The 22261-nt window shown below is 56.8% G+C and carries 20 protein-coding genes; 8 read left to right on the top strand and 12 right to left on the bottom strand.

Translation table 11 applies throughout. From position 1 onward, the window contains the following. Together CHN51_RS11585 and CHN51_RS11580 are read left to right on the top strand one after the other, a co-directional pair. The gene (locus CHN51_RS11585; protein ID WP_240616707.1) at window positions 1-2106 is read left to right on the top strand and encodes a hypothetical protein; all 2106 of its coding nucleotides are present in this window, start codon (window positions 1-3) and stop codon (window positions 2104-2106) included. Further along, window positions 2106-6299, top strand: coding sequence for a hypothetical protein (locus tag CHN51_RS11580; RefSeq protein WP_100094150.1), 4194 nt, complete (start codon window positions 2106-2108; stop codon window positions 6297-6299). Before CHN51_RS11585 ends, CHN51_RS11580 begins: the two co-directional genes overlap by 1 nt. Window positions 6300-6428: 129 nt before the next feature. Here CHN51_RS11580 and CHN51_RS11575 read toward each other — a convergent pair whose 3' ends face one another. Beyond that, window positions 6429-6833 carry a glycine zipper 2TM domain-containing protein gene (locus tag CHN51_RS11575; protein WP_100094149.1) on the bottom strand — a complete coding sequence of 135 codons (405 nt, stop codon included), beginning with the start codon at window positions 6831-6833 and terminating at the stop codon, window positions 6429-6431. Between the two features lie 231 nt (window positions 6834-7064). On the opposite strand from CHN51_RS11575, the gene CHN51_RS11570 reads away from it, so the two are divergent. Both CHN51_RS11570 and CHN51_RS20335 read left to right on the top strand, forming a co-directional pair. Then, on the top strand, window positions 7065-7841 hold the full coding sequence (locus CHN51_RS11570; RefSeq protein WP_100094148.1) for an SDR family NAD(P)-dependent oxidoreductase: 777 nt from the start codon (window positions 7065-7067) through the stop codon (window positions 7839-7841). 320 nt (window positions 7842-8161) lie between these two features. Then, complete coding sequence (locus CHN51_RS20335; protein WP_276308581.1) at window positions 8162-8284, top strand: hypothetical protein; 123 nt, start codon at window positions 8162-8164, stop codon at window positions 8282-8284. Window positions 8285-8325: 41 nt separating this feature from the next. On the opposite strand, the gene CHN51_RS19770 is transcribed toward CHN51_RS20335, so the two are convergent. Next, the gene (locus CHN51_RS19770) at window positions 8326-8484 is read right to left on the bottom strand and encodes a hypothetical protein (protein WP_164089138.1); all 159 of its coding nucleotides are present in this window, start codon (window positions 8482-8484) and stop codon (window positions 8326-8328) included. A 52-nt stretch (window positions 8485-8536) separates the two neighbouring features. Here CHN51_RS19770 and CHN51_RS11565 point away from each other — a divergent pair, with 52 nt between their 5' ends. Beyond that, window positions 8537-9007 carry a thermonuclease family protein gene (locus CHN51_RS11565; protein WP_240616706.1) on the top strand — a complete coding sequence of 157 codons (471 nt, stop codon included), beginning with the start codon at window positions 8537-8539 and terminating at the stop codon, window positions 9005-9007. Here the strand turns inward: CHN51_RS11565 and CHN51_RS11560 are convergent. Then, window positions 9004-9360: a hypothetical protein gene (locus CHN51_RS11560; protein WP_100094147.1), complete on the bottom strand. Its 357-nt coding sequence runs from the start codon at window positions 9358-9360 to the stop codon at window positions 9004-9006. The two genes, CHN51_RS11565 and CHN51_RS11560, sit on opposite strands and share 4 nt — an antisense overlap. 223 nt (window positions 9361-9583) lie before the next feature. On the opposite strand from CHN51_RS11560, the gene CHN51_RS11555 reads away from it, so the two are divergent. After that, window positions 9584-9949: a hypothetical protein gene (locus CHN51_RS11555; RefSeq protein ID WP_100094146.1), complete on the top strand. Its 366-nt coding sequence runs from the start codon at window positions 9584-9586 to the stop codon at window positions 9947-9949. 218 nt (window positions 9950-10167) lie between these two features. Here CHN51_RS11555 and CHN51_RS20380 read toward each other — a convergent pair whose 3' ends face one another. Next, the gene (locus tag CHN51_RS20380; protein ID WP_346426324.1) at window positions 10168-10668 is read right to left on the bottom strand and encodes a DUF1294 domain-containing protein; all 501 of its coding nucleotides are present in this window, start codon (window positions 10666-10668) and stop codon (window positions 10168-10170) included. Window positions 10669-10961: 293 nt separating this feature from the next. On the opposite strand from CHN51_RS20380, the gene CHN51_RS11540 reads away from it, so the two are divergent. Continuing rightward, window positions 10962-11300 (top strand): hypothetical protein, encoded by a 339-nt coding sequence (locus tag CHN51_RS11540; RefSeq protein ID WP_206169892.1) that lies wholly within the window; start codon window positions 10962-10964, stop codon window positions 11298-11300. Window positions 11301-11568: 268 nt separating this feature from the next. Here CHN51_RS11540 and CHN51_RS11535 read toward each other — a convergent pair whose 3' ends face one another. The 8 genes from CHN51_RS11535 to CHN51_RS11495 all read right to left on the bottom strand — a co-directional run bounded on the left by CHN51_RS11535 (window position 11569) and on the right by CHN51_RS11495 (window position 20480). Then, window positions 11569-11952, bottom strand: a complete 384-nt coding sequence (locus tag CHN51_RS11535; RefSeq protein WP_100094145.1) for a DoxX family protein — start codon at window positions 11950-11952, stop codon at window positions 11569-11571. Between the two features lie 316 nt (window positions 11953-12268). Beyond that, a complete protein-coding gene (locus CHN51_RS19565) occupies window positions 12269-12988 on the bottom strand; it encodes a hypothetical protein (RefSeq protein WP_123906309.1) in 720 nt (239 codons plus the stop codon). Continuing rightward, on the bottom strand, window positions 12945-13523 hold the full coding sequence (locus tag CHN51_RS11525; protein WP_100094143.1) for a type II toxin-antitoxin system antitoxin SocA domain-containing protein: 579 nt from the start codon (window positions 13521-13523) through the stop codon (window positions 12945-12947). Before CHN51_RS11525 ends, CHN51_RS19565 begins: the two co-directional genes overlap by 44 nt. A gap of 3 nt (window positions 13524-13526) precedes the next feature. Continuing rightward, window positions 13527-14579 carry a ribonucleotide-diphosphate reductase subunit beta gene (locus CHN51_RS11520; protein ID WP_100094142.1) on the bottom strand — a complete coding sequence of 351 codons (1053 nt, stop codon included), beginning with the start codon at window positions 14577-14579 and terminating at the stop codon, window positions 13527-13529. Between the two features lie 209 nt (window positions 14580-14788). Continuing rightward, on the bottom strand, window positions 14789-15184 hold the full coding sequence (locus CHN51_RS11515) for a membrane protease subunit (protein ID WP_240616705.1): 396 nt from the start codon (window positions 15182-15184) through the stop codon (window positions 14789-14791). 36 nt (window positions 15185-15220) lie between these two features. Beyond that, window positions 15221-17284: a ribonucleoside-diphosphate reductase subunit alpha gene (locus CHN51_RS11510; RefSeq protein WP_100094141.1), complete on the bottom strand. Its 2064-nt coding sequence runs from the start codon at window positions 17282-17284 to the stop codon at window positions 15221-15223. 801 nt (window positions 17285-18085) lie between these two features. After that, a protein-coding gene (locus CHN51_RS11505) for an IS5 family transposase (RefSeq protein ID WP_100095349.1) occupies window positions 18086-18846 on the bottom strand; the annotation gives its coding sequence in 2 pieces (ribosomal slippage) (window positions 18086-18513 and window positions 18513-18846; 762 coding nt in all). A gap of 746 nt (window positions 18847-19592) precedes the next feature. Continuing rightward, on the bottom strand, window positions 19593-20480 hold the full coding sequence (locus CHN51_RS11495; protein WP_100094139.1) for a DMT family transporter: 888 nt from the start codon (window positions 20478-20480) through the stop codon (window positions 19593-19595). 257 nt (window positions 20481-20737) lie between these two features. On the opposite strand from CHN51_RS11495, the gene CHN51_RS11485 reads away from it, so the two are divergent. Then, window positions 20738-22261, top strand: coding sequence for a fumarate hydratase (locus CHN51_RS11485; RefSeq protein WP_100094137.1), 1524 nt, complete (start codon window positions 20738-20740; stop codon window positions 22259-22261).

The following is a 22261-nucleotide window of genomic DNA, read 5'->3' as shown; positions in this document are numbered from 1 at the left end:
ATGGCCGGACTCTCAGCCTCCTTCGTACCGATCCTGGCGGTGATGTCGGGCCAGGCCGAGCAGTTGGAAGCGCAGCGGGCATCGGTCGAGGATATGGAAGCCTCTCTTTCGGCGTTGCTGGCGGGGGAAGAATTTGCATGGATTCGGACAAAATCTGCCGATTTTGGCCAGGAAACGGGCATGGGGGGACCGGATTCCGACGAAGAAGAGGCCGAAAAGGACGACAAAACCGCGGCGGCCCCTTTGCCGCCGAAAGATGCTTCCAAGTCTTCCAATTTGCCGCAATCCGAAGCGCCGGTTCCGCTCGAAACGGACATGGAAAGCCTGACCGCCGATGACGCCCTGATCGACGGTCGCCGCCGTCCTGGCGTCCAGCAGCGCCTGCCAGACCGGGTAACCCAGAACAATCCCGGCGCAGTCAATGCCCCGCCACCGGAAGCCTTTCCGACCGACGAATTCCCGGTTCCCGACCGCTGGCGGATCATGCAAAGCCTCTGCCCTGCCAAGGGCGGCGACGACGCAATCTACACTTTGTTCGGGGCACTGCGGAACAACTGCCACAGCACGCTCAATCCCTATCACCAGAATGTGTTGAAGGGCGACAAGCCGATCCCGGCCGACAAAAAGCCGGGCTTTCTCAAGGGTGATGACTGGTTCTTCGTCGCCAATCTGATTTCCGATACGGTTGTCGAACCCCGCAGCTTCCCTATCCCCGTCGGCGTCCAGACCACCGAACGCCCGAACAGCATCGACGTTTTCGGACGGTCCGGTTCGGAAGTCTATGCCCAGACCTTCATCACCGGCTTTGCCCTGATCAAGGGCTCCACCGCCTACAAACCGCCTGACGTGGAATATCGCCTCACACTGGCGACCCAGGTCAATCATGTGAATGTCCCGGAACGCCGGGTCCTGTTCGTCGAACCGTCGAAATCCTCGCACCGCACCGACTGGTTTGTCGGCGTACAGGAGGCATTTTTCGACTATCATATCCGCAACACCTCGGCCCGCTATGACTTCGACAGCTTCCGCATCGGTATCCAGCCGATGCAGGCTGATTTCCGCGGTTTCCTGTTCCAGGACAACCAGCTCGGTTTCCGCCTGTTCGGGACCCGCGACAACAACCGGATCCAGTATAATCTCGGAGCCTTCGTCCAGCTGGAAAAAGACACCAATTCCGGTCTCAACGACATCACCCAGACCCCGCGCGAAAGCTATATTTTCTTCGCCAATTTGTACCGGCAGGATTTGCCCTTTGTCGGCCTGACCAGCCAGTTCAGCGTGACCTACAACATGAACCGCGAAAAGTCCGATATCGAGATTGACGACAATGGCTTTCCGGTCCGCCCCGCCCTATTAGGCGACCTCAGGGGCCGCGCCTATGATGTCGTCTATCCCGGCTATGCCTTTGACGGGCGGATCGGACGGATCAATCTGACGGGTCAGGTTTACGGCGCCTTTGGCGAGGACCGGAACAGCTTCTTCACCAGCGAACCGGCGAAAATCGAAGCCTATTTCGGTGCGCTGGAAGCCAGCTATGACGTTGACTTCCTGCGCTTCCGCGCCTCCGGCCTGTTCGCCAGCGGCGATGGCAATCCCTATAATAATACCGAAGCCGGCTTTGATGCAATCTTCGAAAATCCCATCTTTGCCGGAGCCGACACCAGCTACTGGATCCGCCAGACCATCCCTTTCGCCGGCGGTGGCAGGGTGATCTCGATTAACGGCCGCAACGGTATCCTAAACTCGCTTCGTTCCTCCAAGGAACAGGGGCAGAGTAATTTCAACAATCCCGGCACGATATTGGCCGGCGTTGGCGTCGACGCTGATCTGACCCCCGATTTCCGCCTTTCCGGCAATGCCAATCATCTCTGGTTCCACAAGACCGAGAGCCTCGAAGCTCTGCGCGTCGAAGGGTCGATTCCACGGGATATTGGCTGGGACCTGTCTCTCGCTGCAATCTACCGCCCGAAAGCCACGCAAAATATGGTATTCCGCTTGTCCGGCGCTGCTTTGCTACCCGGAAAAGGATTCAAGGATTTGTTCGATCAGACCGACAAACGCGACTTCCACTATTCGATTCTACTCAACGCGATATTGGCTTTCTGATGGGCATACGGAACCTTCTGACCGGCAATAGCAAATCGATCCTCGCGGGGCTGGGTGCCCTAGCGCTAACAGTCACTCCCGCCTCGCTGCTGCTTGCAGCAGGCAAGGAAAAACCGCAAAAGGTCGACTATAGCTTCACGCCCCCTGCCCCGCAGAACCAGACCTGGGACGAGGCGCAAGCCAAGAGCAGCGGCTGCCAGAGCTGTCACACCGATAGCGATCAGAAGACGATGCACGAGACCCCCGCTGTGGTACTCGGCTGCGTCGACTGTCATGGCGGCGATGCTTCGGTCATTGGCAACAATGAATGGGGCAAAAACAGCCTCGCCTATATGGATGCGCTGACCAAGGCGCACGTCCTGCCCAAATATCCCGAAAGCTGGCATTGGCCGTCTTCCGCCAATCCCAAACGCAGCTATGGCCTGCTCAACAAGGAATCGCCAGAATTTGTGCGTTTCGTCAACCCGTCGGACTATCGCGTGGCCCGCGAATCCTGTGGCGCCTGCCATATGGAAATCATCGAGGCCTCGGAGCGGTCGCTGATGGCCACCGGTGCCATGCTGTGGGGCGGAGCCGCTTATAACAACGGCATTGTACCATTCAAAAATTACGTCTTCGGCGAGGCCTATACCCGCAAGGGCGAGCCGGCGACGATCAAGTCACCCGGCAATCCGCACGGCACCGTGACCGAAGCCGAGAAGAAACGCGGTGCGCTGCCGATTCTCTATCCGCTCCCGACCTGGCACACGGTACCGCCGGGCGATATCTTCCGTGTGTTCGAGCGCGGCGGCCGCAATATCAACACACAGTTCCCGGAAATCGGACTGCCCAATATCGGCGGCATCATCCAGCGGCTGGAAGAGCCCGGCCGTCCCGATCTCAAGCAATCCAATCGCGGCCCGGGAACCGGCCTGCGCGTTGCCATTCCCGTCCTCAATATCCACAAGACCCGGCTCAACGACCCGTTCATGTGGTTCATGGGCACCAATGATCAGCCCGGCGACTATCGCCAGTCTGGCTGCGCCGGCTGCCACGTCGTCTACGCCAATGACCGCGAACCGCGGCACAGCTCGATTTGGGCCAAGTTCGGGCGCGACGGCCAGACCCAGACGGTTGATCCGACCATCAGAAACCTGAAAGAGGGTGAGCATCGGTTCGGCAGTTTTGGTACTTATGATGCTGCCCATGGTGCAAAAGGCGCGCACGAGGAAGACAAGAAGCCGGCTGCAGTAGCGCATGGCGGCGACACAGGTCATGGCGACGATCACGCCAGCGAGATCGATCCAGCCAAGCGCGAAAAAGGCCATCCGATACAACATGCTTTCACCCGGGCGATCCCAACCGCGCAATGCATGAACTGTCATATGCACCAGCCGAATATCTTCCTGAACAGCTATCTCGGCTACACGATGTGGGATTATGAGTCCGACGCCCCCTATATGTGGCCGGGTCCGGATAACAAGACGCCCAAGCCGGAAGGCATGAGCGACGCGGAATATCAGGAAAAATACAAGCAGCAGAAATATCCCGATGCCGAGGAAGTCCGCAAGGTTCTTGACCGCAATCCCGAAGGCGCAGCGCCCAAGGGGCTTTGGGCGGATATCGATTTCCTGCGCAATGTCTACGACGTCAATGACGACGCCAAGGACACGCAATTTGCCGATTATCACGGCCATGGCTGGAATTTCCGGGCGATCCTCAAACGCGACCGCGACGGCAATCTGCTCGATGCAGAGGGCAACCAGGCAAGCTACAGTACCGATACCGACAATATCGTCGCCCATGACGATCCGGAGAAATTCCGCAGGGACGGCGAAGGGAAATTTGTCGAACCCGGTATAAATCCTGGCAAATCGGTCCACATGATGAGCATCCATGCCGAAGTCGGCATGCAATGCGCCGATTGCCATTTTGGCCAGGACAGCCATGGCAACGGCCTGATCTACGGTGAGGTAGCCAATGCGGTCGAAATCAGCTGCAAGGATTGTCACGGCACCGCTGACGCCTATCCGACCCTGTTGACCAGTAATCTGGCGGCGCGGCCAAAAGGCAGCAATCTTGGCCTTCTGCGCAACGCCAATGGCGAGCGGCGCTTCGAATGGTTCGAGAACCCCGAAGGCAAGCGCGTGCTGATCCAGCGGTCCATCGTCGATCCAGAACTTCGCTGGCAGGTCAGTCTGGTCAAAGACAGCGTCGATCGTTCGCACCCCGACTTCAATCTCAAAGCCGCGCGGGCGAAGCTGATGTCGAAAAGCGGCGCCGAAACGGGCAAATATACATTTGGAAGCGGCGTTCCGAAAGAAGAACGGGCGCATAAAGACGAAAATATGGTCTGTTTCACCTGCCATCTCAGCTGGACTACAAGCTGCGGCGGCTGCCATCTGCCGATCGAAGCCAACTGGCAGGCCGACAGTCACAAATATGAGGGTGGCACGACCCGTAACTATGCGACGTACAACCCGCAGGTTGCCCGTGACCAAATGTTCCAGCTGGGTCGCCACCAGACCAGCAAAGGCAATGTCATCGCTCCGGTCCGTTCAACGTCAGCCCTGATCCTGTCCTCGACCAACATCAACCGCGAACGCATTTACGTCCAGCAGCCCCCGATTTCCGGGATCGGTTTCTCCTCGCAAGCTTTTGCCCCACATTTCCCCCATACGGTGCGCAAGACCGAGACAAAGCAATGTTCGGATTGTCACGTCAGCGAAGCCAATGACAATAACGCGATCATGGCGCAGACGCTGTTGCAAGGTACGAATTTCGTCAATTTCATCGGCCTCCACGCCTGGGTTGGGTTGGAAAAAGGATTTGAAGCGGTCCGGGTAACCGAATGGGATGAACCCCAAGCCGTTATTGGATCTTATCTGCAAAAATATGCCTATCCAGATTACTGGCGGATGCATGTCGAGGACAATGATAGGGAACTGATCAACTGGGTCCGCGGGGAGCGGCTCGACAAAAATCTGTCCGGCGAAACAAAGGCGCTCGAAGAGTTCAAAAATGTCATTCAGGGCACGAGCGATGCCGTTCGCTGTCTGCAATTGCGCGGAGAATATATGTTTGTCGCCGAAGGCAAAGGCGGTTTCCGCGCCTATGACGTAGCCTCGATCGGCAACAAGGGATTCTCCGAGCGCATCGTCAAGGCGCCCTTCTCTTCGCTTGGCCACGATACCCATGTTGATACCAAAAACGCGACCTGTATGGCGCTCGCCACCAACCAGCCGATTGCGCCCACCCGCAACACCAAGGAATTGCGCGAAATTAACGAGGAACAAGCGTTCCACCCGGTCTACAATTATGCGGTGGTCACTGATAGTGAGGAAGGCCTCATTCTGGTCGACGTCAATACGCTGGCCGATGGCGAGTTCCGCAACAATTTCTTCAAGCGCAGCCTGACCTGGAACAAAGGCGGAGTGCTTGACGGAGCCCAGCATATCACGCTGGCTGGCCATTATGCTTACATCACTACGGCTGCCGGATTGACGGTGATCGATCTCGATGATCCTCTGAAACCCCGCCATATCATCACCATTCCGATGACCGATGCGCGGGCATCGGCGCTGCAATTCCGCTATCTCTGGGTCACCGATGCCGACGGCGTGAAGCTGTTCAATGTCACTGATATGGAGAGGCCCGTTGCGGTGCCGTCCGGGACGATCCCGCTGCGCAACGCCAGACGCCTCTACCTCGCCCGCACCTACGCCTATATCGCCGCGAAAGACGATGGTCTGGTGATTGCCAATATCACTCAGCCGGAAGCGCCTACCATCTATCTGAAAGAGACTTTCGGCGGCACGATGAATGATGCAGAGGATGTTATAATCGGGTCGACCAATGCGACCCTGTTTGCCTATGTCGCCGATGGTCGCAATGGCCTGAAGGTGATCCAGTTGACCACGCCCGACAGCCAGAAGAACTATTATGGGTTCTCGCCCGCGCCGAAGCCGGAGCTTATAGCCTTTGCCCGCACGCCGAAACCGGCACTGGCCTTGTCCAAGGGGCTGGACCGCGATCGCGCGGTGGACGAGACGGGCGGACAGATGGCGGTCTTCGGACGGTTCGGCTCCCGTCCCTTCACACGCAGTGAAATGCAACGCTTCTACCTCAACAGCAAGGGCAAGCCTTATTTCGTCACGGACGAGCCGGATATTGCCGACTGGATCGGACCGGTTCCACCCTTGCTTGCCAAGTGATAGAAAAAATCGGGGGCCGGGCTATAAAACAGCACCGACCCCCTGTCCCCCAATACGCAACCCGAGGGAATTTAAGCCCCTGCGCGTCATAGCGCAGGGTTTGGCTCAAAAAATTGGAACGCAAGGCCTTCAGCAGTTGCCGTCGATCGCACGTCCGGCCAAAGCGCCTACTGCACCGCCAATGATGGTGCCTTCGGTCTTGTCACCTCGTCCGGCGAGTTCGTTCCCGAGCAATCCACCCGCGATCGCTCCGATAATCGTGCCACCGGTGCCGCGGTCACAGCCGCGATAGCGCCGGTTGCTGGAATATCTGTTGTCCCAGTAGCGGCGCTGGTCACGGTAATCGCGACGGTCACGGTAGCGATTGTCCCGATAATAGTCTCCCCGCCGATATTCGCGATAGCCGTCGCTGCGGACCTGCTCGTAATAGCCACCGTTATAATAGCCACCCCGCGCTTCGGCTGGCGATGCAGCGGCCATAGTGGCAATGGCTGCGGTTGAAATTGCTAAGCTTCCGATAATCTTATTAATCATATTCTTCACTCCAAAAGGGCTCTTCCGGAACCCGAATCGATTGCTGCTGACAAAATTGCTTCTAGCGGCGTGCCGTTGACCGGTTGCTGAATGCTGACGTTATCGAAGGTTCATGTTCAGATCGCTTTATCTGAACAGAATGAACGGGAATGGTCGGACTAGCGTTTTAATCCATTGTCGATTGTCACACCGTCCGATAGCAATCGGCCGACATAGAAAAGAGGAAGAGCGATGAAATTGAAGGGCAAGACAGCAGCGATTACGGGCGGCACGGCGGGTATTGGTCGCGGGATTGCCGAGGCTTTTCTGGCGGAGGGAGCGAATGTTGCGCTGTTTGCGCGGAATTCGGAAAAAGGTGCTGAAGTTGTCGCGGAACTGGGTGTTGGGGATCGGGCGATTTTTGTTGCTGGGGATGTGATGGAGCAGAGTCAGGTTGAGGGCTTTATCGACCAGACAGCCGCCCATTTCGGTGCTATTGACATTCTTGTAAATAATGCGGGCGGCGCGGGGGATCTGGCGCCTTTGGTCGATCTGACCGACGAAGCCTTTGATATGGCTATGAAATGGAACATCTATTCCACATTCTGGGCCACCCGCCGGGCGCTCAAACCGATGATCGCGCAGAAATGGGGCCGGATCATCAACATCAGCTCCACCGAGGGCAAGATGGGCAAGCCGACCTTCGCGCCCTATACGATCGCCAAGCACGGCATCAACGGAATGACCAAGGCGGTGGCCCAGGAAGTTGGCACTTCGGGTGTCACGGTCAACGCGATCTGCCCCGGCCTGATCCTCACCGACCTGATCATGCAGGGTGGCCCGGAGACAGCGAAGGGCCTCGGCATGACCTTTGACGAGATGATCGACATGTTCTCCCAAGAGAGCGCCCTCAAACGCCCCGGCAAGGTCGAGGAGGTCGCGGCAATGGCGGTGCTGCTGGCGTCCGAGGCTGGCGGCGGGATCACCGGCGGGACGCTGAGCGTCGATGGCGGCACCGCGCAATATTGATCCACCTCCCCTGATCCCACCAGCCTGGACCTAAGAGCTGGCCCCACGGCCGGGGCCGGCGCAGCGAACCCGGCTCCCCCTTGCGACCGGCGGCACCGGCGCGCCACTGCGCGCCCGCCCGTTGCGCCCGATAACCGCAATGCCAAATATTGGGACTTTTCCCCATTATTCAGCTTCCGTTCATCTGGCGCCCAGGGCGATATTCCACCATCCCTTTGATTTATATAGATTTTCCAGAACTGGCACGGCCTGTGCAAAGCTATGGACATCTTCGTGAAACAATTTGCGAAGCCCCAGTTTAAACCAAAAGGAACTTCAAAATGATCAACGCAAACATCCAGAACCACATCGCCGCCGCTTTTGCCGCTCTTTTCTCCGCCGCAATCCTGGTCAGCGCAAGCATCGCCCCCGCCATGAACAACGCCGCCGCTCTGGTCGCATAACCCAATTATAAAGGAACCAAGACCATGTTGTCCTCCAAATTTCACAGCCGTCTCGCCGCTGCCTTTGCCTCTTTCCTCTCGGCCGCCATCCTGCTCAGCGCCTCCATCGGTCCGGCCGTGAACAACAGCGCATCTTTGGTGATCTGATCACCGAAGATGCCCTGACCGGCATCAACCGCCCACGCTTGTTTCTCCGCCATCCCCAACGCCAAGTTTAACCTCCCTTAACATCTCCCCGCTATTTTCCAGCCGGTGAACGACATCCGCTGGCCCACCTTCATCGCGATCACCGCCGCCCTGTGCACGGCGCTGTTTCTGGCGATTTTCCTCAGCGGCGGTCCGGCCGCCACCACCGCAGCCGTCAACATCGATCCGAACCGCGCCAGCTTCGGCATCTGCTTTGGCCCCGACCGCGTCACCTGCGTCGTTGACGGCGACACGATCTGGTTCGAGGGCCGCAAGATCCGCATCGCCGATATCAACACGCCGGAAATTTCCAACCCCGGCTGCGCCGCCGAAGAGCGGCTCGGCCAGCAGGCCAAGATCCGGCTGCAGGCTTTGCTCAACCAGGGCGCCTTCTCCCTGCAATCGATCGACCGCGATCAGGACCAATATGGCCGCGATCTGCGCATCATCACCCGCGACGGGCAGAGTCTGGGCGAAATACTAGTCACCGAGGGTCTCGCCGAACGCTGGCAGGGCACGCGCCGCAACTGGTGCTAGGCCGCCGGCCCCGCCTTGCGCGAAAGCCACCAGGCCAGCGCGAACAACAGCATGAACAGTCCGTCGACCATGGCGCCGACAAATACCGGCCCCGCCGCCACACGCCCCTGCGTATAGAGGATGGTCACCGGCAGGAAGAAGGACAGTTTTTCCAATATCGAGATCGGAATCAGCGCGCGATAGCGGGCCGGGTCCGTCGCGATCAGGATGAAGATCAGCTGGAACACCAGCGCGATGCCGATGAAACCGTAATAATATTCCGGTCGCGGACCGGCTTCCCCGAACAGTCCGGGGACCAGCGCGAGAAAGCCCCAGGCGGCGGCGAGAGCGAAAATGATTCGGATATATTTCATGGCGACTCCGGGTTGAACTTTACAAACTTTACAGTGTTAAGAGGAAAAATGGCTGCTGGCCCCAAAATCACGAATTTCCGCATTTTTTCAGAATGTTGAACGACTTTGGCGGCATGGTTTCTCATGTCCCGATCTATAGCACAAGGCGGGCTTGTAGGACAGACGCGATGCCCAAAGGTGCAGGCAGGATGGCATATTCCGCCCGCCATGATATGGACCGGGCATGGAACAATATCGTCATATCATCGGCTGGGGCGCGATCGCCGTTGCCGCGCTCAATTTTCTCCCGCTGCCCCTGCCCGCGCTCCCCCCGATGCTGACCGCCCCGATGATGATGCTCTTGCCCGGACTGGGTCCGGTGCTGATGATGCTGTCGCCAATGCTGCTTTTTGCCGCCGGTATCGGCCTGGTCAAAGGCTGGGACGGCGGGCGGAAGCTGTTTGTGGCCTGGGCGGTTGTTGGCGGATTGTCGGCGGTCGCGGGGCTGGACTATGCGCCGGTCGAGGCGATGGTGGATCTGGCGGTGATCGGGGTTTCGCTGGCGGTGGTGCTTTGGGGGGACTGGCGGCGGTTGTTGCCGCGGCGCTAGGGCTGTTCGCCCGAAATTGCCCTCTCCCATAGGGAGAGGCAACGAAGACTTCCCCGGATGAAATCCGGGGTTAGTCGAAGTCGGTGAGGGGTTGTGCGCTTCGGGAGGTTCCAACCCCTCACCGAGTTGCGCTAGTCAGACAAGCTGAGAAGCTCCACTTGCCTCTCCCTATGGGAGAGGGCAATGTTCCGGCCCGTTGTTCCTTTTCAAATATCAGCTCACCGCCCGCGATAGGGTTCGCAGGCTATGCCGTCATTGTCGCGGTCCAGCGGTCCCCGATAGCCGGGTTGGCCGCGATAGATCGGTGCGGCGCCGGCGGCGCGGGCGGCGGCGCAGTTGGGATAATAGGCCGGCGCTTGCGGTCGCTGGGCGAAGCTCTGCACCTGTACGGCCTCTGCCGGTGACGACAGGCCGCCCGGCTCGTAAAAATAGACGCCGCCAAAGGTCAGGCCGACCAGTTGCACCATCGCGATATTCTGCAATCGGCCATTGAACGGCTGCTTGCGCGTCTTGTGGCGGAACAGCGCGCGGCCGGCATAAGCGCCCAACGACCCGCCGAACAGCGCCATTTTTAACAGCGTTCCCTCCGACACCCGCCACCCGAATTTCTCCGCCTGAATCTTGTCCCAGCCGAACAGCAGGAATGTCCAGCCGTTGAGCAGGATGAAAGCCAGCAGGATGTTGGTCGCGGTCAACATGGTGCGAATATATCCGGACATGCTTAAAAACCGGTGAAAGGGTGGCGGGTTGCGGACGCCTGTCGATGCCCTCTCCCATAGGGAGAGGCAACGGAGACTTAGCCGATAGGCTTAGTCGCAGTCGGTGAGGGGTTTTAACCTTTCTGAGGTCCGTAACCCCTCACCGAGTTGCGCTAGTCAGCAAGCTGACAAGCTTCACTTGCCTCTCCCTGTGGGAGAGGAAAATCTGGCCGGCTCTCCGTCAAACGATCAGCCTATCGCACGGAACAATCCCGCGCCGCGCGCGTTGGTCAGGTAACAGAAAGAGGTACAGCATGACCGACAACCAGAACAGCAACCAGTCCCAGCGCGACGACGCGCAGGCGCAGAAATTTGCCGAGAAGGCGCAGCAGCACACCAAGGCCAAGCGCAAGGATATCGCGGACAGCACGCACGGCGGCCACACCGACCCGGCGCAGCTCATTCCCGACGACACCCAGGACACGGTCGATCATATGAAACAGATGGTCGAAAGCGGCCGCATCGAAGGCGGCGCCTTTGCCGGCGAGCGCAATGATGATGACGAGGAAAGCGATCTCGGCATTTTGGACAAGGCCGAGGATGACGCCCCGCTGAGTGAGAAGGGCGGCGCGGATTTTGGTAATAGTGGGTGATCAACTTCCTCTCCCTATGGGAGAGGCAAGCGGAACTTGCCAGCTCGCGGGCTAGTGGAACTCGGTGAGGGGGTGTGACCTCTGAAGGGCGAAACCCCTCACCGACTGCGACTAACCCCGGATTGCATCCGGGGAAGTCTTCGTTGCCTCTCCCTATGGGAGAGGGTGAAATTACACTCGTCATCCTGAACTCGTTTCAGGATCCCCCGAGAGTCCGCGCTCTGCCGATGGGGATCCTGAAACAAGTTCAGGATGACGATTTATGGCGTTAACCTTCGCTCATTTTCCCATCGACACTCCACATACCCGCACCGCGCGCCGCGATGAACAGGAAGATGAAGCAGTAGAGCGCGACAATTTCGCCGCCGTTGGTGATCGGGTAGAGCCCGGACGAGCCATGCGCCATCCAGTAGGCCGCGGCGCTCATGCCGCTGGCGATGAAGGCGGCGGGACGGGTGAACAAGCCCAGCGCAATCGCCGCGCCACCGATCAGCTCGATAGCAGCAGCGGCGTAGAGCACCGGGTTGAGCGGATAGTCAAAAGCGGCCGGAAAGTTGAAAAGCTTTTGCACGCCATGCGCCATGAACAACAGCCCCGCGACGATCCGCAGCAGCGCGTAAGTATGTTCTTTATATCCATCCAGAAATTTCATGATTGGTCCTCCCCGTTGATTGGTGGGGACAGACTAGGCCGGGCTTGCCCTAGCGTCAACGCGGGAGACGGTGGGCGCGGGGCAACAGTGTGTTGCCGAATTTGCTGTTGTGTGGTGGGAGCGGCGGTCGAGAGGAGAATTGGACCAAGCCAGTCGTCATCCTGAACTTGGTTCAGGACCTCCCGAGGGTGCGCGCTCTGTCGGTTAAGATCCTGAGCCGACGACCAGCGAAGCTAAACGGGTTCAGGATTATGACGGAGGGAATTATCACTTTAAAATTAGTGCATTTAGTGAACTGTAACCGTGAGTAATTCGATCAACCAAACAAGCTATCAATATCCCAATCTGGATCACTGTCCCTTCTTTGGTCTATTCTTCCTTCTTGAACCTTGATCCAAAGTGACTGTGTCTCTGAAATCATCTGCTCAAGTTCCTCATACGAATACAAAGACATATCACCTTCAGAGATAGGTCTGATCGCTCGATCTTTCGAATCTGACAATCGCAAAACTTCGAATTCCACCTCTGAGTAATCAGGGTTATTTTCACGCAAAGCGATATTCATTACACTGAACATAAACTTCGTCGCCCCCGGAGTAAGAAAATACTTTCTCCGCATATCAAAAAATGGAACGCTAATTCGGTCTGGATAGACAAACAACGCTGGCGACCAGCAAACAAGCTTTAGTCCTACATTAAACGAAAGTGGATAACCTTCCAATTCTCTTGCATGCACATCATTTTTTGCACAATAATTATAAATGGACTTACCTGCGAGTAAGTTCATTTTCTCTTCTCGGTCGGAATAAGAGAGTTTTTTCAAGTCTTCTTCAACAACTGACCAAGGAGCTCGTTCGGATTCAAACATTCCGGGTTTGCGATCCACAACATCAGCTAGCTTTTGACGTGTAGGCCTATAGCTTGGACCTCCTCCACCAGTGTTTACCTGTTGCAACGCAGGGAAACGGAGCTCGGAATCCATGACTGCGATCCTAGCCAAGTCCGTTATAGGTAAGTGGCGTATCTTCTTGCCCATCTATTGCTCCTGTATTGTCTAACATATGTGAAGGTAACTTGTGATTTCGAAACTCTGCTAAAATCAATTCGTTAGGAATTTTAAGTCCAATCAGTTTTTCAGATTTACTTTTGTTCTTAATGACATCCCATGGTCCACCGGCAGCATGCGACAAGTTTACAAGCTGGCTATCAGAGAGCCCCTCGTAGGCGGCCATTGTCAAATTAACGACCTTCCTGGCTTCTGGGTCAGATAAGCTTGGCAATTCTGAATGCGATCCTGTTCGTAGGTCCTTCTTCAAAGCTTTTTTCTTAATTGGGGCGGCCCCTTGTCCCTTGAAGGCAGAATACACTGCGGGATGGACTGGACCATACGTCCAAGCCTCGAAATAACCTTTGATCAGAGGCTTCTTAAATCTCATCAGGTATAGGCAGTGCGAAAAATATAAAAGTTTCTGAAGTGCGATGTGACGTATTGGCCCTTCCGCCCTATCTATAATATAATTCGCGACTATCCGCGGATCTAAGCCGGTCAAATCTCCATCCAAGTTTTCCATCCCCTACTCCGCAGCAACCCCCGCTTCCGCAAACATATCCGGCCCGTCATCTGCGGCCACTTCGTCCTCGTTCGCAACCTTGCCCTTGCGCTGGTCGAAGCTCGACCAGACGTCGTTCCACTCGCCCTTGGTCGCGCCTTTGGAATATTCGGTGGCGCGGGCTTCGAAGAAATTGGCGTGTTCGACCCCGTTCAGGAGGGGCGCCAGCCAGGGCAGCGGGTGGTCTTCGACCATGTAGATCGGCTGGAAGCCGAGCTGTCCCAGACGCCAGTCGGCGATATAGCGGATATATTTCTTGATTTCCTTGGCGGTCATGCCGGTGACCGGGCCGTCGCTGAACGCGAGGTCGATGAAGGCATCTTCCAGGCGGACGGTTTTCTGGCAGCAGTCGATAATATCTTCCTTGACCGACTTGGTCAGGCAGTCGCGTTCCTGCACGAAGGTGTGGAACATCTTGATGATGCCCTCGCAGTGCAGGCTTTCGTCGCGGACCGACCAGGAGACGATCTGGCCCATGCCCTTCATCTTGTTGAAGCGCGGGAAGTTCATCAGCATGGCGAAGCTGGCGAACAGCTGCAGCCCTTCGGTGAAGCCGCCGAACATCGCCAGCGTCTTGGCGATATCCTCGTCATTGTCGACGCCGAACGTGCCCATATAATCGTGCTTGTCCTTCATCGCTTCATATTCGAGGAACATCGAATATTCGCTTTCCGGCATGCCGATCGTGTCGAGCAGATGCGAGTAGGCGGCGATATGGACGGTTTCCATGTTGCTGAACGCGGTCAGCATCATCTTGATTTCGGTCGGCTTGAACACCCGGCCATATTTGTCGTGATAGCAATCCTGCACCTCGACATCGGCCTGGGTGAAGAAGCGGAAAATCTGGGTCAGCAGATTGCGTTCGTGATCGGTCAGCTTCTGCGCCCAGTCGCGGCAATCCTCGCCAAGCGGCACTTCTTCCGGCATCCAGTGGATCTGCTGCTGCCGCTTCCAGAATTCATAGGCCCAGGGATATTCGAAGGGCTTGTAGGTTTTGCGTGCTTCCAGAAGTGACATTTACTCGTTCTCCGCTTTACTCGTCACCCCAGCGGCGGCTGGGGCCTAATCCAATCTTGTTTCATACAGCATATTTTGGTCTGGATCCCAGCCTTCGCTGGGATGACAATTGATGTGCTGCGCGCGCCTTTACTTTCAAAAAACGGCCCCCTCCCGAAAGGAGCAAAAGGGAGGGGGCAGTGGGCAAAATCTACCGTGTCAATTTTCCATCACAGACCCGGCCTAATTCTCGCGGATTCCGTGATCGGCAAACCGCTTTCGGTTGGAACATAAATCAAGGACGCGCGGGACGATTCCAGTGCCTGAATCTGCAAATATCGCAAATAGCCATCCGGACCACCCAAACTGTCCTGCAAAATTGCATTGGCCTTGGCCGCCCCTTCCGCCCGCAGAATTTCAGCAGCGGCCAGTTCTTTCGCGCTTTCCCGTCTTGCACGCGCTTCGAGAACTGCAACTTGCCGAGATGATTGCGCTTCAGCCAGGGAAGCTTCGCCCGCCAATCGCTGCGAATAGACGCGATATTGCGGATAAAATGCCATGATCAGAACGATCAGGATCACCATGATCCCGAACATCACCAGATATGCTCCTGCTCCTGCTCTCATTCTATTCGCTCGATCCTGATCCGCTGTGCTTTGATGCTATTGGCACGCCAGACATTCGTCATAATCGGTGGTGCCGGCGGTGGTCATCAGTTCGACCTTTTTCGGGTCGAGCGTGTTGTCCGCCTCCACGCCGCCGCCGGTTGCCGGTTCGCTCATCATCGTCTCGCCACCGGCAAAACCGGCGCGCTGGATCGATTTCGAGCGCAGATAGTAAAGCGACTTGATGCCCAGCTCCCAGGCGCGGAAGTGGAGCATCAGCAGGTCCCACTTGTCGACATCGGCCGGGATGAACAGGTTGAGCGACTGCGCCTGGTCGATGAACGGCGTACGGTCGGCAGCCAGTTCGAGCAGCCAGCGCTGGTCGATCTCGAAGCTGGTCTTGTACGCGTCCTTTTCTTCCGGGCTGAGGAAATCGAGATGCTGGACGCTGCCGCCCTTCTCGAGGATCGAGTTCCAGACATTGTTGCTGTCCTTGCTCTTTTCCTGCAGCAATTTCAGCAGATGCGGGTTCTTCACGATGAAGCTGCCCGAGAGCGTCTTGTGGGTATAGATATTCGCCGGGATCGGTTCGATACAAGCCGAGGCGCCGCCGCAGATGATGCTGATCGACGCGGTCGGTGCGATCGCCATTTTGCAGGAGAAACGCTCCATCACGCCCTGGTCGGCTGCATCGGGGCAAGGGCCGCGTTCCTTGGCCAGCATCATGCTGGCTTCGGACGCCTTGGCTGAAACATGCTTGAAGATCTTGAAGTTCCAGGATTTTGCCAGCGCACTTTCGAAGCCGAGGCCGCGGGCCTGAAGGAAGCTGTGGAAGCCCATCACGCCAAGACCGACGCTGCGCTCGCGCATCGCGCTATATTTCGCCCGCGCCATTTCTTCCGGCGCGCGGTCGATATAGTCCTGCAGGACATTGTCGAGGAAACGCATGACATCTTCGATAAAGCCCTTCTCGACCGACCATTCATCCCATGTCTCGAGATTGAGCGATGACAGGCAGCAGACAGCCGTCCGGTCTTCGCCGAGATGATCGCGGCCCGTAGGCAAGGTGATTTCCGAGCACAGGTTGGAAGTCGATACTTTCAGGCCCAGGTCACGGTGATGCTTGGGCATCATCCGGTTCACCGTATCGCTGAAGATGATATAGGGCTCACCCGTGGCCAGCCGTGTTTCGACCAGCTTCTGGAACAGGCTGCGCGCGTCAACCGTGCCGCGGACAGATCCGTCTTTCGGTGACTTGAGCTCAAATTCCGTGCCGTCGCGGACCGCTTCCATGAATTCGTCGGTCAGCAACACACCGTGGTGCAGGTTCAGGGCTTTCCGGTTAAAATCGCCGGAAGGCTTTCTGATTTCCAGAAATTCTTCGATTTCCGGATGGTTGACGTCGAGATAGCAAGCCGCCGAACCACGGCGCAGCGACCCCTGCGAAATCGCCAAGGTCAGGCTGTCCATCACGCGGACGAACGGAATGATACCCGATGTCTTGCCGTTCAGGCCGACCGGTTCACCGATACCGCGGACGCTGCCCCAATAGGTGCCGATGCCGCCGCCGCGCGAGGCGAGCCAGACATTCTCGTTCCACGTATTGACGATGCCGCCAAGACTGTCGTCGACGCTGTTGAGATAGCAGCTGATCGGCAGACCGCGTCCGGTACCGCCGTTCGACAATACAGGCGTCGCCGGCATGAACCAGAGCTTGGAAATCGCGTCATAGAGCCGCTGGGCATGATCCTGGTCATCCGCATAGGCATCGGCCACACGGGCAAACAGGTCCTGATAGGATTCGCCGGGCAGCAGATAGCGGTCGTTGAGTGTTTCCTTGCCAAAGTCGGTGAGCAGATCATCGCGGCTTTCGTCCAGCTTGATCTTGAAGCGGCGCTTTTCGACGCTGTGGCTGTCGCGCTCGGCCTTCAGTTCCTTCTCGTCATTATCCTTGGTCGCGGCGGCTTCTGCAGCAGCCTTCTTGCTGACTTCCGGTTCGCTGGTCGGCTTCGTGCTTTCAGCCTGGCTTTCTGGCTTGTCCAATACTTCCGCGCCCATTTCACTCTCACTCACATCTGTTCCCGACACATTCTCGTTGTCGCGGTTGTCTCTAAAATCCATCAAAGCCCCCTCAAGTCACTCTACTAAATCAACGATCACAACGGCGTATCGACCGATCGACCACCGGGATTGTGTCCGGGCGTTTGTTCCTGTCTTGTTCGACTCATGCCGAAGCATTCACTCTAACATTATTCACGCCCCGGCGGGCATTTTTTTCTTACCCAAATCCGGTATTTCTCACTGTACATTTGGCACAAAGGGAGGTGTCCACCGAGTCGGCGTTAAATACGACTAACCACTATCAGTTGGTGTGCCCCCTAGGCCGAACCACAACCTATAGTGGCTGAATCAGAATTTTATGCAAGGGGGTAAATTACATTTTAACGACTCTGTTCGTCGTATAAATGAATCGCTTCGTCGCCCGGCGATTCCGGACAACATGCCGCGACGCGTGGACCTTCTAGGCCTCCGGCATTGTGCAAGAGCCGATGCCAATATTTACAAAAAAATCTTTCCACAGATCATCCACAGGTGGGAATGACGGAAATGTGACAACATATGTGGTGGATCAAATGAGCGGATCGCATTTTACCGGAAGACAATTTTCGCGCTTCGTCATTAACCATATTGGCGACAATGATGATCTGGGCCGAGTCAAATCGACCGCGAGGCCTCCGGCAGAATTTCCTCTTCAGCAAGAACAAACAAACCGGTCGCCTCCCGTGACGTGATTTACATTAGAATACATTAAAATACACTCAATTACATTACACAAGGGGACCAGTATTTGATTTTATTTACTAGATGATATAGTAGAGACTATAGTAGATCGATTCTTCAAGAGTCTAGGGTCAGGACTCATTAACTGAGCCAGAAGATGACGGTAGCTGCGATTGCGATGGCGGACATGAAGGTATGTGCGCATCGGTCATAGCGGGTGTGGATACGCCTCCAGTCCTTGATGCGTCCGAACATATTCTCGATTTTGTGACGTTGCCGGTAGAGGGTTTTGTCGAAGTCAGCGGGTAATATCCGTCCCTTTCGCGGCGGGATGCACGGCGTGATGCCTTTGGCCTGCAGGGCGGCGCGATACTCGTCGCTGTCATAGCCTTTGTCCCCGATCATGCAGAGGGCATGATCGGGTAGCGCGGAATATGTGAGCTTTGCACCGATATGATCGCTCATCTGCCCTTCGCTTAAACACAGGACCAACGGCCTGCCTGACCCGTCACACACGGCATGGAGCTTGGAGTTTAAGCCGCCCTTCGTTCTTCCGATATATCTGGAAACAGACCCTTTTTTAAAAGGCTGGCAGCGGTGCGATGCGCTTTCAAGTGCGTGGCATCAATCATCAGCACGTCATCGGCATCGCTGGTAGCTGCCAGAGCAGAGAATATCTTGTTGAACACACCCATACGGCTCCAGCGGATAAAGCGATTATAGATCGTCTTATGAGGGCCATAGGCTGCAGGGGCATCGCGCCAACGCAACCCATTACGGATCACGAAGACAATGCCACTCAATACACGCCGGTCATCAACTCTCGGAACTCCGTGCGATAACGGGAAATATGGCTCTATCCGGCGCATCTGCGCCTTGCTCAACATAAACAGATCACTCATCAGCGGCACCTCCTTTGATGCCACCATTGAATCAACCTTCTACCAATCATGCAAGCTATTTAATAGGTCCTGAACCTAGATGCGTAAATATCTAGTTATGCACAATCAGATTTGGACCAGAAATATGATTCATGAACAGAAAAAAGAAACAAAACCTGCCAGCAACAAGACCAGATATGAAAAGCCCATATTGATTGAACTGGATTTGGCAAAAGAATCAGACTCGAAGTCATTGCCCTCTCCTTTTGAATCCGGTTTCCGTTTCAATCCGAGCTAGTCGGGCAGAGCGCTGAAGCATGATCAGCCATCCCATCAGCGAATTTCCTGAGTCAATTATATCGGGACAAAGTCCCTTCGGATTCAAAACCCGGAACGAACAGATATCCCATCGAAGCAATATTCATATCGCCCCGGAACCGTAGGCCTGGACCAAAAGCCTTCCGGCAGGCTTGCGGCCCGCCCCGGACTCGCAATCGCGCACCATTTTGGCGGAGAACCGCCGACACAGAATTTGATTTTGCCGGTAATTGGCCCGGTAAAATTGATGTCCCGGAAAATCGAAACTGCGCACAGGCATGACGCCAAGAAGCTTTCCGAACGAGAATCCTGTTCCAAGGCGTTCGTAACGAAAACACCCTTACATCCCAGTATCGATCAGTAGCGATATGACGAGCGGCAGCGAAGCTGATCGATAGCCGAAAATCATCATCTCCTTAACGACAATTCACCGAGATCTTTCACGACCTCTACCGCTGCTCGCGATCCACCAGCAGCGCGGTGGCCGGTCTGGGCCTGAGCGCCACGATCAGCACGCCACCGATCGCCAGCGCCGCCCCCAGCGCCATCCGCAGATCAAAAGCATCATTGGTGATCCAGACGCCCAATCCGATGGTCGCCAGTGGCGTTATCAGGGTTAGCGGGGCAAGAAGATTGGCTTCATATCGACCGATCAGGGAATAATAAGCCGAATGCGCGCCAACCGATACAATCAACGCGGTGAACAGCACGGCGGCGGCAAGCGGCCATCCGGCAGTCTGAGCGGCGACCCATTGCCCTTGTTCGAACAAGGCTGAACATAGTGTCAGCGAGATCACCGATACCAGGCCAACCCAGGCCTGAAAGCGGAAGGGCGTGACATTGTCCACGCGCTTCATCAGCACGGCGCCAGCCGACCCCGCGAAGGCAGCGGCAGCGACGAACCAGAGGCCTGCGGTCAGGGTCAACCCTTCGGGACGCCAGATCACCAGCAACACCCCGAGCAGAGTCAGGGCAATACCGACTCCGCGCCGCCAATGCACCCGCTCGCCAAGCATGAGCATCGAGAGCATTATCGTAAAGGGAACCCCGAGCTGCAATATGATCGCCGCCGAAGAGGGCGAGGTCGTCTGCAGACCGATGAACAGCAGCGCGAAATTCCCGCCGCCCATCAAAAGCCCGATCAAGAGGATCCGCCAGGCCGGGCGGGGCATGGGCAACAGCCATGGCAGCATCACCAGCGCGACCACAGCAAAGCGCAGCGCGGCGTAGAAAACGGGCGGAACCGCCCAGTCGTCGACGATGATCTTGCTCAAGACATTGTTCGACGCCCAGATCAGGCAGACCAGTACAAGAAGCAGGAAATCACGCGCGCGCATAGCTTTGGGGTCCCTTATGTGCCTGTGGCGTTTCCCGTTCCATCGTCCGTATCGTTTCGCCGGCCCGTTCGCAATCGCAGCATGCAGCGAAAGCCGAATTATATCCTGCACGATATTGATAGCCGCTTGGCACCGACCAGCGATGGTATCGAGGTCAGACATTCATGGGGGAGCGAAGCGCGACAAAAACTTGCCCGGTCCGGTCATATCGGCCTAAAGGCAATCCAACCGCATATCGCCGATATTCTGGAGCATTCATGACCACGACCATCAAGACCGCCGACCTGATCGAAAGCGTTGCCGACGCATTGCAATTCATCTCTTACTATCATCCGATGGATTATATCCGGGCGCTCGGCAAAGCCTATGAGGCGGAGAAATCGCCTGCGGCCAAGGATGCGATCGCGCAGATTCTGACCAATTCGAAAATGTGCGCCGAGGGGCACCGGCCGATCTGCCAGGACACGGGTATCGTCAATGTCTTCGTCAAATGGGGCATGGATTGCCGGCTTGATGATACTTCGCAATCGATGCAGGAAATTGTCGATGAAGGCGTGCGCCGCGCCTATCTCCATCCGGAGAACAAGCTGCGCGCCTCGATCCTGACCGATCCCGCCTTCACCCGGCGCAATACCAAGGACAACACCCCTTCTGTTCTGCATGTCGAAATGGTGCCCGGTGACAAGGTCTCTGTTGATGTCGCGGCCAAGGGCGGCGGATCGGAGAATAAATCGAAATTCAAGATGATGAACCCGAGCGACAATATCGTCGACTGGGTGCTGGAAATGATCCCGCAGATGGGCGCCGGCTGGTGCCCGCCCGGCATGCTCGGCATCGGTATCGGCGGCACCGCCGAACGCGCCGTATTGCTCGCCAAGCAGAGCCTGATGGACCCGATTGACATGGGCCAGCTCAAGGAACGCGGGCCGCGCAACGATATCGAGGAAATGCGCATCGAGATTTTTGACAAGGTCAACGCGCTCGGCATCGGCGCGCAGGGACTGGGCGGGCTCTCCACCATCCTCGACGTCAAGATCAACGACTGGCCGTGCCACGCCGCTGGCAAACCGGTCGCGATGATCCCCAATTGCGCCGCCACCCGCCACGCGCATTTCACGCTCGACGGCAGCGGGCCCGCTTATCTAGAAGCGCCGAAGCTCGACGAATGGCCGGACGTCAACTGGACGCCTTCATCGGAAGCGAAGCGCGTGCAGCTCGACCAGCTGGATGCCGCCGAAGTCGCAACATGGAAACATGGCGACCGGCTGCTGCTCAATGGCAAGATGCTGACCGGCCGCGATGCCGCGCACAAGAAGATCAAGGATATGCTGGCAGCCGGCGAAGAATTGCCGGTCGAGTTCCGGGGTCGCGTCATCTATTACGTCGGCCCCGTCGACCCGGTAGGCGAGGAAGTGGTTGGCCCCGCTGGCCCGACCACCGCGACGCGGATGGACAAGTTCACCGACATGATGCTGGAACAGGGCCTGCTGGCGATGGTCGGCAAGGCCGAACGCGGGCTGGACACGGTCGGTTCGATCAAGAAGCACAAGAGCGCCTATCTGATGGCGGTCGGCGGCAGCGCCTATCTGGTATCCCGCGCGATCAAGGGATCGAAAGTGGTCGGCTTTGAAGAGCTCGGCATGGAAGCCATCTACGAATTCGAAGTACAGGACATGCCGGTCACCGTCGCGGTCGATGCCGAAGGACAGAGCGTGCACCATCTCGCACCGCTGGTCTGGCAGGAGAAGATAAAGAAAGAGAAGCTATTGGAAGGAGTGTGA

This window comes from Sphingorhabdus sp. YGSMI21, from assembly GCF_002776575.1.
Lineage (GTDB): Bacteria > Pseudomonadota > Alphaproteobacteria > Sphingomonadales > Sphingomonadaceae > Parasphingorhabdus.
Note: the sequence above shows the minus strand (reverse complement) of the source record. Positions and strands in the feature narration are given on the sequence as shown.

Bases quoted from the DNA above. Each gene is read 5' to 3' on its own strand.
- CHN51_RS11515 (WP_240616705.1), bottom strand. From the start codon at position 15,184: ATGAGAGCAGGAGCAGGAGCATATCTGGTGATGTTCGGGATCATGGTG.
- CHN51_RS20335 (WP_276308581.1), top strand. From the start codon at position 8,162: ATGATCAACGCAAACATCCAGAACCACATCGCCGCCGCTTTTGCCGCT.
- CHN51_RS11495 (WP_100094139.1), bottom strand. From the start codon at position 20,480: ATGCGCGCGCGTGATTTCCTGCTTCTTGTACTGGTCTGCCTGATCTGG.
- CHN51_RS11525 (WP_100094143.1), bottom strand. From the start codon at position 13,523: ATGGAAAACTTGGATGGAGATTTGACCGGCTTAGATCCGCGGATAGTC.
- CHN51_RS19770 (WP_164089138.1), bottom strand. From the start codon at position 8,484: ATGGCGGAGAAACAAGCGTGGGCGGTTGATGCCGGTCAGGGCATCTTC.
- CHN51_RS11560 (WP_100094147.1), bottom strand. From the start codon at position 9,360: ATGAAATATATCCGAATCATTTTCGCTCTCGCCGCCGCCTGGGGCTTT.
- CHN51_RS19565 (WP_123906309.1), bottom strand. From the start codon at position 12,988: ATGGGCAAGAAGATACGCCACTTACCTATAACGGACTTGGCTAGGATC.
- CHN51_RS11580 (WP_100094150.1), top strand. From the start codon at position 2,106: ATGGGCATACGGAACCTTCTGACCGGCAATAGCAAATCGATCCTCGCG.
- CHN51_RS11485 (WP_100094137.1), top strand. From the start codon at position 20,738: ATGACCACGACCATCAAGACCGCCGACCTGATCGAAAGCGTTGCCGAC.
- CHN51_RS11575 (WP_100094149.1), bottom strand. From the start codon at position 6,833: ATGATTAATAAGATTATCGGAAGCTTAGCAATTTCAACCGCAGCCATT.
- CHN51_RS11540 (WP_206169892.1), top strand. From the start codon at position 10,962: ATGACCGACAACCAGAACAGCAACCAGTCCCAGCGCGACGACGCGCAG.
- CHN51_RS20380 (WP_346426324.1), bottom strand. From the start codon at position 10,668: ATGTCCGGATATATTCGCACCATGTTGACCGCGACCAACATCCTGCTG.
- CHN51_RS11510 (WP_100094141.1), bottom strand. From the start codon at position 17,284: ATGGATTTTAGAGACAACCGCGACAACGAGAATGTGTCGGGAACAGAT.
- CHN51_RS11535 (WP_100094145.1), bottom strand. From the start codon at position 11,952: ATGAAATTTCTGGATGGATATAAAGAACATACTTACGCGCTGCTGCGG.
- CHN51_RS11570 (WP_100094148.1), top strand. From the start codon at position 7,065: ATGAAATTGAAGGGCAAGACAGCAGCGATTACGGGCGGCACGGCGGGT.
- CHN51_RS11555 (WP_100094146.1), top strand. From the start codon at position 9,584: ATGGAACAATATCGTCATATCATCGGCTGGGGCGCGATCGCCGTTGCC.
- CHN51_RS11520 (WP_100094142.1), bottom strand. From the start codon at position 14,579: ATGTCACTTCTGGAAGCACGCAAAACCTACAAGCCCTTCGAATATCCC.
- CHN51_RS11585 (WP_240616707.1), top strand. From the start codon at position 1: ATGGCCGGACTCTCAGCCTCCTTCGTACCGATCCTGGCGGTGATGTCG.